The 9,541-nt window shown below is 67.3% G+C and carries 11 protein-coding genes and 1 other RNA gene; 5 read left to right on the forward strand and 7 right to left on the reverse strand.

The window, feature by feature from the left end; all coding sequences use genetic code 11:
- Positions 1-80: 80 nt before the first annotated feature.
- Both WB508_RS10015 and panB read left to right on the forward strand, forming a co-directional pair.
- The gene (locus WB508_RS10015) at positions 81-1,832 is read left to right on the forward strand and encodes an NAD+ synthase (protein ID WP_423844740.1); all 1,752 of its coding nucleotides are present in this window, start codon (positions 81-83) and stop codon (positions 1,830-1,832) included.
- 129 nt (positions 1,833-1,961) lie between these two features.
- Entirely contained in the window at positions 1,962-2,816 is an 855-nt protein-coding gene (gene panB, locus WB508_RS10020) for a 3-methyl-2-oxobutanoate hydroxymethyltransferase (RefSeq protein ID WP_423844741.1), read from the forward strand.
- Between the two features lie 9 nt (positions 2,817-2,825).
- Here panB and WB508_RS10025 read toward each other — a convergent pair whose 3' ends face one another.
- Positions 2,826-3,104 carry a hypothetical protein gene (locus WB508_RS10025; RefSeq protein WP_423844742.1) on the reverse strand — a complete coding sequence of 93 codons (279 nt, stop codon included), beginning with the start codon at positions 3,102-3,104 and terminating at the stop codon, positions 2,826-2,828.
- A complete protein-coding gene (locus WB508_RS10030; protein WP_423844743.1) occupies positions 3,101-3,304 on the reverse strand; it encodes a hypothetical protein in 204 nt (67 codons plus the stop codon). The genes WB508_RS10025 and WB508_RS10030 overlap by 4 nt, the downstream gene beginning before the upstream one ends.
- Before the next feature lie 98 nt (positions 3,305-3,402).
- Here WB508_RS10030 and map point away from each other — a divergent pair, with 98 nt between their 5' ends.
- Positions 3,403-4,230, forward strand: coding sequence for a type I methionyl aminopeptidase (gene map / locus WB508_RS10035; RefSeq protein WP_423844750.1), 828 nt, complete (start codon positions 3,403-3,405; stop codon positions 4,228-4,230).
- A 22-nt stretch (positions 4,231-4,252) separates the two neighbouring features.
- Here the strand turns inward: map and WB508_RS10040 are convergent, their stop codons facing one another.
- Both WB508_RS10040 and rnpB read right to left on the reverse strand, forming a co-directional pair.
- The gene (locus tag WB508_RS10040) at positions 4,253-5,092 is read right to left on the reverse strand and encodes an aldo/keto reductase (protein WP_423844744.1); all 840 of its coding nucleotides are present in this window, start codon (positions 5,090-5,092) and stop codon (positions 4,253-4,255) included.
- Positions 5,093-5,155: 63 nt separating this feature from the next.
- An RNA gene (gene rnpB / locus WB508_RS10045) (RNase P RNA component class A) lies at positions 5,156-5,559 on the reverse strand.
- 263 nt (positions 5,560-5,822) lie between these two features.
- Here rnpB and WB508_RS10050 point away from each other — a divergent pair.
- Positions 5,823-6,401: a TMEM165/GDT1 family protein gene (locus tag WB508_RS10050; RefSeq protein WP_423844745.1), complete on the forward strand. Its 579-nt coding sequence runs from the start codon at positions 5,823-5,825 to the stop codon at positions 6,399-6,401.
- 23 nt (positions 6,402-6,424) lie between these two features.
- Positions 6,425-7,189: a YaaA family protein gene (locus WB508_RS10055; protein ID WP_423844746.1), complete on the forward strand. Its 765-nt coding sequence runs from the start codon at positions 6,425-6,427 to the stop codon at positions 7,187-7,189.
- A 3-nt stretch (positions 7,190-7,192) separates the two neighbouring features.
- On the opposite strand, the gene WB508_RS10060 is transcribed toward WB508_RS10055, so the two are convergent.
- From WB508_RS10060 to WB508_RS10070, 3 genes are all read right to left on the reverse strand, one after another.
- A complete protein-coding gene (locus tag WB508_RS10060; protein WP_423844747.1) occupies positions 7,193-7,936 on the reverse strand; it encodes a zinc ribbon domain-containing protein in 744 nt (247 codons plus the stop codon).
- On the reverse strand, positions 7,933-9,069 hold the full coding sequence (locus tag WB508_RS10065) for a Nif3-like dinuclear metal center hexameric protein (protein ID WP_423844748.1): 1,137 nt from the start codon (positions 9,067-9,069) through the stop codon (positions 7,933-7,935). Before WB508_RS10065 ends, WB508_RS10060 begins: the two co-directional genes overlap by 4 nt.
- Before the next feature lie 50 nt (positions 9,070-9,119).
- The coding region (locus WB508_RS10070; protein WP_423844749.1) for a hypothetical protein at positions 9,120-9,541 on the reverse strand (422 nt) is incomplete at its 5' end.

A 9,541-nucleotide genomic window follows, 5' to 3' on the forward strand; every position in this document is an offset into this window, starting at 1 on the left:
TTACGACCATGTTTCTGCCCTGACGTTGCCAGACATCGCGATGATCGGCGTCACCGACGTGGCTCGATAGGCTCGGGCGCGTGCCCCAGCTTCGTCTTGCCCTCGCTCAGGTCAACGCCACGGTCGGCGATCTCGCCGGCAACGCCGATCTCGTCGTGGACTTCTGCCGCCAGGCCGCCGAGCAAGACGTCCACCTGGTCGTCTTTCCCGAGATGGTGCTGACCGGGTATCCGATCGAGGACCTCGCCATGCGGGCCTCGTTCATCAAGGCATCGATCGCCGGCGTCCAGGTGCTTGCCGAACGCCTGGCGCAGGAGGGGTGCGGCGACCTGGTGGCCATGGTCGGATACCTCGGACAGGCCGAGGGCGTCGACAACCGGCTCGGCATCCCCAAGAACGCTCCGCAGAACTGCGTGGCAGTGATCCACGGCGGCCGAGTCGTCGCGTCGCAGGCCAAGCACCACCTGTGGAACTACGGCGTTGGCGACGAGATCCGCAACTTCGTGCCCGGCGACACGATCAACCTGGTGCAGATCGGCGGGATCGACGTCGCGCTGGCCATCTGCGAGGACCTGTGGCGCGACGGCCCGTCCGCCGCAGCGAAGGCGGCCGAGGCCGCGCTGCTCGTCGTTCCCAACGGCTCCCCCTACGAGGCCGACAAGGACGACGTGCGCCTCGACCTGTGCGCACGCCGCGCCCGCGAGGGCGAGTGCGTGCTGGCGTACGTGAACCTCGTCGGTGGCCAGGACGAGCTGGTCTTCGACGGCGACTCCATCGTGGTCGACGCCACCGGCCGCGTTTTGGGTCGATCCCGACAGTTCGAGCCCGAGCTGCTCGTGGTGGATCTGGACCTGCCCGCAGCCACCGAACCGATGCCCGATCCGGACGAACGCTTCGGCGGCCTGCGCATCCGTCGCACCATCGTCAGCGCGCAGCCGTTCGCTGCGTACGAGCCGCGGCCCGTGGTTCACCACGAGCGCATGAAGCGGAACGAGGAGATCTACACCGCGTTGGTCACGGGGCTGCGCGACTACGTGCACAAGAATGGTTTCTCCTCCGTGCTGTTCGGGATGTCCGGGGGAATCGACTCCACACTCGTCGCTGCCATCGCCGTCGATGCCTTCGGCGCGGAGAACGTATTCGGGGTGTCCAATCCGAGCGCCTGGTCCTCTGAGCACAGCCAGTCCGATGCCGCAGAACAGGCCAGGCGCACCGGTCTCTCCCTGCAGACCATCCCGATCGCGCCGATCTTCGACGCCTACCAAGATTCCCTGCACCTCGACGGGCTGGCTGAGGAAAATCTGCAGGCTCGGGTCCGTGCCGTGATCTGGATGGGTCTGTCGAACCAGCACGGCCACCTGGTGCTGGCGTGCGGCAACAAGTCCGAGCTGGCCACCGGGTACTCGACCATCTACGGCGACGCGGTGGGGGGCTACGCACCGATCAAGGACGTGCCCAAGACGTTGGTGTGGGAGCTGGCGCGCTGGCGCAACGAGATCGCCGTTGAGCGCGGCGAGACTCCCCCCATTCCGGAGAACACCATCTCCAAGCCACCGTCCGCCGAGCTGCGGCCCGGTCAGCTCGACACCGACTCGCTTCCGCCGTACGAGCTGCTCGACGCGGTGCTGGACGCCTACGTCGAGCGCGACCTCGGCTCAGCGGCGGTCATCGCCGAAGGATTCGACCCTGCGCTGGTGGAACGGGTCATCGGGCTGGTGGATCGCGCCGAGTACAAGCGGCGCCAGTACCCGCCGGGGCCCAAGGTGTCGCGCCGCAACTTCGGTCGGGACCGGCGTGTGCCCATCACCCACCGGTGGCGCGAGAAGCTGTGACCGCCTGAGGCCCAGGCGCACAGTGACCATGACACGCGTCACACCGGCTGCCCGCCGTCGAAGGATCTGGCAGGCTGGAATCATCCGTGGACCCCGGCTGGGGCTGCGAGACGAACAGGAGAGCCCACGATGGCTGAAGAAACCGCTCCCTACGGCGCTGGCCCCGCGCCCACCGAGAAGAAGCGCACGCGCATCCGCACCCATCACCTGCAGACCATGAAGGAGCAGGGCGAGAAGTGGACGATGCTCACGGCCTACGACCAGTACGCTGCCGCCACGTTCGACGAGGCCGGTGTTGAGGTCCTGCTGGTCGGCGACTCGGCGTCCAACAACGTGTACGGCAACGTGACGTCGCTGCCTGTCACGGTGGACGAGCTGATCCCACTGGTGCGGGCCGTGGCCCGATCGGCCCCGCATGCGCTGGTGCTCGCGGACCTGCCGTTCGGGTCCTACCAGGCCTCGCCGGAGCAGGCGTTCCACACCGCCGTCCGCTTCATGAAGGAGGCCGACGCGCACGCGGTGAAGCTCGAGGGCGGCCTACCGATGGTGCCGCAGGTCAAGTTGCTCACCGACGGCGGCATCCCGGTGTGCGCCCACATCGGCTTCACGCCGCAGTCCGAGCACAACTTGGGCGGATACCGGGTCCAGGGTCGCGGTGACGGCGCCGCCCGCATGGTGGAGGAGGCACTAGCACTCGAGGAGGCCGGCGCCTTCGCCATCGTCATGGAGATGGTGCCGACTCCGGTTGCTGCTGAGGTCACCGAGGCGCTGCGCATCCCCACGGTCGGCATCGGAGCCGGCATCGAGTGCGACGCCCAGGTGCTGGTCTGGCAGGACATGATGGGCCTCAACACCGGCAAGGCCCCGCGATTCGTGAAGCGGTACGCCGATCTGCACGGGGTCATGCTGCGGGCGGCCCAGGACTACGTGGCCGACGTGAAGGGCGGCACGTTCCCCGAGGAGCAGCACTCGTTCTCGGAGTGAGGCGCTCTGCTAGGCCGACCAGCCCCACCAGTTCGCGCCGGCCAGCACCACGAGGAACCAGACGACGACACCGCCGACGGGAATCCACGGGCACCTCTCGGGCTGCGAGCGCGCCCATCGGCGCATCAACACGGCTTGCGGCACCAACAACAAGCAGATGAGTACGACGGCCCACCACGGGGCGTACAACGAGGTGCTGATCGACAGCCACAGCAGCACGCAGAGTCCGACCACACCGATCCACGGACCTGAGCGCTTCAGCCGCAGTCGACGACGCCGACGACTCATGCGTTGTCGGAGTCCTTGGGGGCGTCCTCGTTCCAGTCCGGATCGTTGTCCCACTCCTTGGTGCGCTGAGCGGCGATCTCGAGCGCATTCGCGGCCTCCTCAGCCGTGTCGTACGGGCCGAGTCGGTCGGCCGCGCGGCAGCCGTCTTCGCCTTCGACCCGATCGTGCTTGGTGCAGTAGTAGAACTTCGCATCGCTCATGGGCCCCATCCTGCCCCTATTGGTCGGTCTCCACCTGGCGGCCCCCACCTTCCAGCTGCGGCCTCTATGGTTGCCAGGTGACCGATCTGAGCGCCGGCATGGTCTCTCCCGGCCGTGTTGTACCCCACTTGATCGATCGCCCCGAGTACGTCGGACAGATCGAACCCCTGCCTTTTCGCGGGTCTCTGGTGCGCGATGCCGAGACGATCGAGGCGATGCGCATCGCCAGTCGGATTGCGGCGCAGGCCCTTGAGGCCGTCGGCCAGGCCGTTCGACCCGGCATCACGACCGATGCGCTCGACGTCATCGGCCACGACTTCCTGATCGATCGTGGCGCGTATCCATCGACGCTCGGCTACCGCGGTTTCCCCAAGTCGCTGTGCAGCAGCGTCAACGAGGTCATCTGCCACGGCATCCCGGACGACCGTCGACTGCTCGACGGCGACATTGTCAACATCGACATCACGGCCTACATCGGCGGAGTGCACGGCGACACCAACCGGACGTTCTTGGTCGGCGAGGTCGACGAGGAGTCACGTCTGCTGGTTGAGCGCACTCATGAGGCCACCCACCGGGCCATCCGCGCCGTCCAGCCCGGCCGACAGATCAACGCCATCGGCCGGGTCATCGAGTCCTACGCGCGCCGATTCAACTACGGCGTGGTGCGCGAGTTCACCGGTCACGGCGTCGGTCCGGCATTCCACGACGGTCTGATCGTGCCGCACTACGACGACCCCGACGCCACCACGACCATGCAGGTGGGCATGACTTTCACGATCGAGCCCATGTTGACCCTGGGCAGCGCTGACTGGACTCAGTGGGACGACGGCTGGACGGCCGTGACCTCCGACCGCTCTCGAACCGCACAGTTCGAGCACACGGTGTTGGTGACCCCCGAGGGTGCCGAGATCCTGACCCTGCCCTGACCCCAGCCCCTCGCTCAGGTGATCAGCTGGGGATGTAGTTGAACTCGTCCGGGTTCGGACCGGTGCGGTGGCCCTGGTCGAGAGCCGTGATCATCCCCATCTGGGCGTTGTCGAGCTCAAAGTCAAAGAGCGCGAAGTTCTCCTCCACCCGGCTGCGGGTGACCGACTTGGGAAACACGATGTCGCCGCGCTGGATGTGCCAGCGCAGGACCACCTGGGCGGCGGTGCGGCCGATCTCTGCTGCGATACCGGTGATGGCGGGGTTGTCCAGCACCTGACCCTGAGCGATCGGCGACCATGCCTCCACCGCGATGCCGAGCTCGCGGCAGACCTCCCGCAGCTCGTCCTGAACGAGGTACGGGTGGACCTCGATCTGGTTGACCGCTGGCACGACGTCGGTCTCCTCGATCAGGCGGTGCAGGTGGTTGGCCTGGAAGTTGGACACACCGATCGCCTTCGCCCGGCCGTCGCGGTAGACCTCCTCAAGGGCCTTCCAGGTCTCGACGAAGTCGATGTCGATGCCTGGCATCGGCCAGTGGATGAGGAACAGGTCGATCTGGTCGACGCCCAGCGTCGAGAGCGTCAGGTCGAAGGCGGCCAGTGCGTCGTCGTGGGCGTGGAAGCCGTTGTTGAGCTTGCTGGTGATGAACACGTCGTCGCGGGCCAGATCCGAGGCTGCCAGCGCCTCACCCACCCCCGCCTCGTTCTGATACATCTGGGCGGTGTCGATGTGCCGGTAGCCGACCTCGAACGCCGACAGGGTCGCGTCCTTGGTCTCGTCTGGCTTGATCTGGAAGACGCCGTATCCGAGCTGGGGGATCGACGTGCCGTTGTTCAAAGAGATGGTGGGGACTGAAGTCATGACTTGAACGTAGCGCGGCGGCCCAGCGGCGCATCTCGAGCGGACATCTGCGTCGCGCGGGTGCGAATGAGCTGGCCTGTAAGCCGGATTCTGTCCCGCTGATCCAATTTCTCGGGGCGGGGGCGACCATCCATCTGGGGCGCCCATTGCTGGACACCTCGGTGCGACCTACCCGCTGACATCAGACGAGCAGCCTGTCAGCGCAGATCCCGAAGGATCCTCTTGGTCTTGCTCCCGGTGGGGTTTACCTAGCCGCGCCGGTCACCCGGAGCGCTGGTGAGCTCTTACCTCACCGTTTCACCCTTACCCGCACCCTTGGCCCGAAGGCTGAGGGCCGCTGGCGGTCTGTTTTCTGTGGCACTGTCCCGCACGTCACCGTGGGTGGCTGTTGGCCACCACCGCGCTCTGTGGAGTCCGGACTTTCCTCGAGCCGCCCGAAGGCGTACCGCGGCCGCCCGGCCAGCTCATTCGCGCTCTCAGCGTACCGCGACGCGCCCGTGCGGTACGCTGGCGGCACGAAAGGGAGTAGTCCCCAACAGCTGTGTCGACATGCTGATCACCGCGCTGGAACATCCAGCACTGTGGTCCGGTGCAGCAGGCCCGGCAACTGAAGGTGTTCAGGCGCCGTGGCGGACGAGACTTTCGACCAGCAGTTGTCCTGTTTTCACTGACAGCCTGGTCGAGGACTCGTCGTACAGGCTCTTCGTCCAGGTGACGAGGAGCCGTTGTCGTGTATGCCTTTGTGCTCAGCACCGCCGTGATCTTCGTGGCCGAGCTCGGCGACAAGAGCCAGCTGATGGCGATGACGTTCGCGACCCGCTACCGCGTGCGCGACGTGCTGGTCGGCATCACGGTGGCGACGGCGGTCGTCCACCTCGCCTCCGTCGGTCTGGGCCACTGGGTTGGTGACCGACTCGCCGACCAGCAAGGCGCTGTTGCGTTCTCCGCCGGTGTCGCCTTCCTTGCGTTTGCGGTGTGGACATGGCGAGGCGATCAGCTCAGTGCCGACGAGTCGGGTCGGGCCGCACGAAGCACCGGCGTGGCCATCGTCGCGGTCGGGGTGGCGTTCTTCCTGGCCGAGCTGGGCGACAAGACGATGCTTGCCACGATCACCCTGGCCACCCAGGAGGGTTGGCTCGGCACGTGGATCGGCAGCACGGTGGGCATGGTCGCCGCGGATGCTCTGGCGATCGTGGTGGGCGCACGTCTTGGCCGTCACCTGCCGGACCGACAGATCAGGATCGGTGCCACCGCGGCGTTCACCATCTTCGGTCTGCTGCTGATCGCCGATGGCGTGGGCTGGCTGTGACGATCGGCCGATAAGGTCAGCCCGTGCTCGTTCTGCTGCCGCCGTCTGAGGGCAAGACCCGACCAGAGGACGGCACCCGGCTCGACCTGGAGTCGTTGAGCTTCCCGCGCCTCACCGCCACCCGCGAGCAGCTGTTGCGGAGTCTGGTCAAGGTGTCAGCCGGCCACCCGAAACGAGCCGCCGACGTGCTCGGTCTGGGTCCCACCCAGGCTGACACGCTCGCGGTGAACGCAGCGCTGCTGACCGCGCCAACGGCACGCGCTGACGCGGTGTACACCGGGGTGTTGTTCTCGGCGCTCGACCTACCGTCCCTCGACAGCGCGACTCGGCACCGCGCCGACGCCACGATCGCCGTGGCCAGCGCCCTGTTCGGACTGCTGCGCCCCTCCGATCTCATCCCGGCCTATCGCATGTCTGGCAGCGTCTCGTTGCCGCGCTTGGGACCTGTGGCGAGCCGATGGCGCCCGCTGCTCCCTCGCGCCATCGCACACGCGGCTGGCGACGGGCTGGTCGTCGACCTCCGCTCGGGCCTGTACGTCACTCTTGGCAGGACACCGGCTTCTCTGGCCGATCGCACCACATCGCTGCGCGTGCTGCACGAGCACCGGGGCGAACGCAAGGTGGTGAGTCACTTCAACAAGGCCACCAAGGGGCGGATCGTGCGCGAGCTCCTGGAGTCCGGCGCTGATCCCAGCACCGTCGACGACTTCGAGGTGACCCTGCGCGACCTCGGCTGGACCACCGAACGCCGCGGCAACGCCCTCGACGTCATCGTCGCCGAAGTCTGAGCCTCAGATGCCGGACTCGGGGGTGCGGATGAGGATGCGGTCACACTCGGGGCAGCGGAGCACTTCCCCCTCGGGGGCTGCGGCCAGGTCACGCAGGTCGGCGCTGTTGACCTCGAGCTGGCAGCCCTCGCAGCGCCGGGCGCGCAGCGCGGCGGCACCGACGCCGCCCTTGTGTGCCCGAACCTTCTCGTAGAGCGCGAGCAGATCGTCGGGGACCTTGGTGAGGACCTGCTGGCGATCAGCCCGTGCGGCGTCGAGCTGGCGGTCGATCTCGATGACGGCTGCGTCGCGTGCCCCCGTCAGGTGCTCCATGTCGGTGTCGAGCGAGACCAGATCTCCGGTGATGTTCTGCAGTCGCGCCTGGGCTTCCTCCACCTGCTCCATGACCTCGAGCTCCTCGTCCTCCAACGTCGAGATGCGACGCTCGAGGGCCACGAGCTCGTGCTGGAGACTCTCCAGGTCCTTCGGGTTGGTGATGACACCAGAGTTGAGCCGCTCCTCGTCCCGGGCCCGCCGGGTCTTGACCTGTTCGACTTCGGCGTCGGCCTTCTTCTGCTGACGGGTCAGATCGGCGACCTCGGTGTCAGCCTCGATGCGCGCCCCGTCGAGCTGGCCGCGCTTCTCCTCCAGCTCGGCAATCTTTGCCAGCTCCGGCAGGGAACCCCGGCGGTGCGTCAGCCGGGCGATGGCGGCATCCTGGGCCTGCACGTCGAGCAGGGCGGACTGGGCGGTGTCGTCGGCTATCACTGGGCCACCGTACCCGCCTGGTGAGATGTCCACGGGTCGGTCACGATCTTGGACACCCGGGTCTGCACGCCGGGAACGCGTGCTGCGATCTCAGCAGCGGCAACTGGGAGCCAGGTCCACTCCGCAGACCAGTGCGGGACATCGATGACCGGGCAGCCCCCGGCCTCGAGATGTTCGCTGACCGGGTGGTGGCGCAGATCCGACGTGACGTACACGTCTGCGCCGGCCGCGGTCGCCGTGCTGAGGAGAAAATCGCCCGATCCTCCGCACAGCGCCACCGTGCGGATCTCCCGTTCGAGCTCGCCGGCGATGCGGTTGGCACTGTGGTGCGCGGGCAGTGCCGCGGCGACGGAGCGTGAGAATTCCCTCAAGGTGGCCGGTTCGGGCAGCACGCCGATCCGGCCGCTGCCGCGGTTGTCCGGACCGGTCTGCAGCTCCAGCACCTGGTGGGCGACCTCCTCGTACGGGTGCGCCGCAACCATGGCCTCGCGCACGCGAGAACGCAGGTGTGGAGGCGCAACCAGCTCGACACGGCGTTCCTGCACGTGTTCGACCTCCCCCACCGTGCCAATGGCCGGATGCGCGCCGTCGAGCGGGCGGAACGAGCCCACACCCTCGGATCGGAAGTACACCTGCTCGTAGTCGCCGATACCACCGGCGCCCACGGCGTGCATGGCCGCCACCACCTGATCGGCGTGGTCGAGGGGCACGTACACGATCCACGCGTCGATCGGCGGGAGCGGATCGGGGTCCAGGGGGCGCAGATCCGTGAGTCCGAGAGCCAACGCCATCGATTCCGAGACTCCGAACGCCGGACTGTCGGCGTTGGTGTGACACGTGTGCAGGGCAATGCCATGGCGCGTGAGCGCATGCACGACTCGCCCCTTGGGCGTCGTGGCTGCCATCGACGTGACGCCGGTGAGCCACAGCGGGTGATGCGTCACGACGAGGTCGGCGCCCCACTCGATCGCCTCGTCGACGACGGCCTGCACGGGATCGACGGCGAACAGGATCCGAGTGACTTCTTGCTCGGGGTCCCCTGCCACGGTGCCGACGGCATCCCAGTCTGCGGCTCGAGCCGGATCGTACATCTCGTCCAGGGCAGATACGACGTCACACAGGCGGATCGGCATCCCCGCACTGTAGTCGGGTCGGAGGTTTCACGACCCAAACGCTCGGCCTGCTACTGCGATGCTGCGTCCTCGGCGTCGAGACGTCGACGCCTGGTGACGAACCAGGCTGTCGCAGCCACGGCAAACGACAGCGGCCACCACGGGACGCCTCCGGATTGTTGAGGTGGCTGGTCGTCATTGATCGACGACGCTGGCAAGGTCTCAGTGGGAGTGGGGTCAGGGCTTGGTGTGAGCTCGTCACCGAGGTCGCTGCCACCCTCGTCGATGGGTTCCTGCTCCGCCTCGTCGGCGACCTCGTCGCGCAGATCGGCCTGCTCTCGATCTTCCTGCTGCCCGTTGATGTAACCGTCATCTGTGCCGACGGAGTATCCGGTCCTGAACCCGTCCTCGTACGCCCGCTGCTGCTTCGCGTCGTCCGGATACAGGATCGGCGGTGGTGGGGGTTCCATCGCGGACGCGGTCGTGGTCGCCG

It is taken from the genome of Aeromicrobium sp. (assembly GCF_049586495.1).
In the GTDB taxonomy this organism is placed as follows: Bacteria; Actinomycetota; Actinomycetes; order Propionibacteriales; family Nocardioidaceae; genus Aeromicrobium.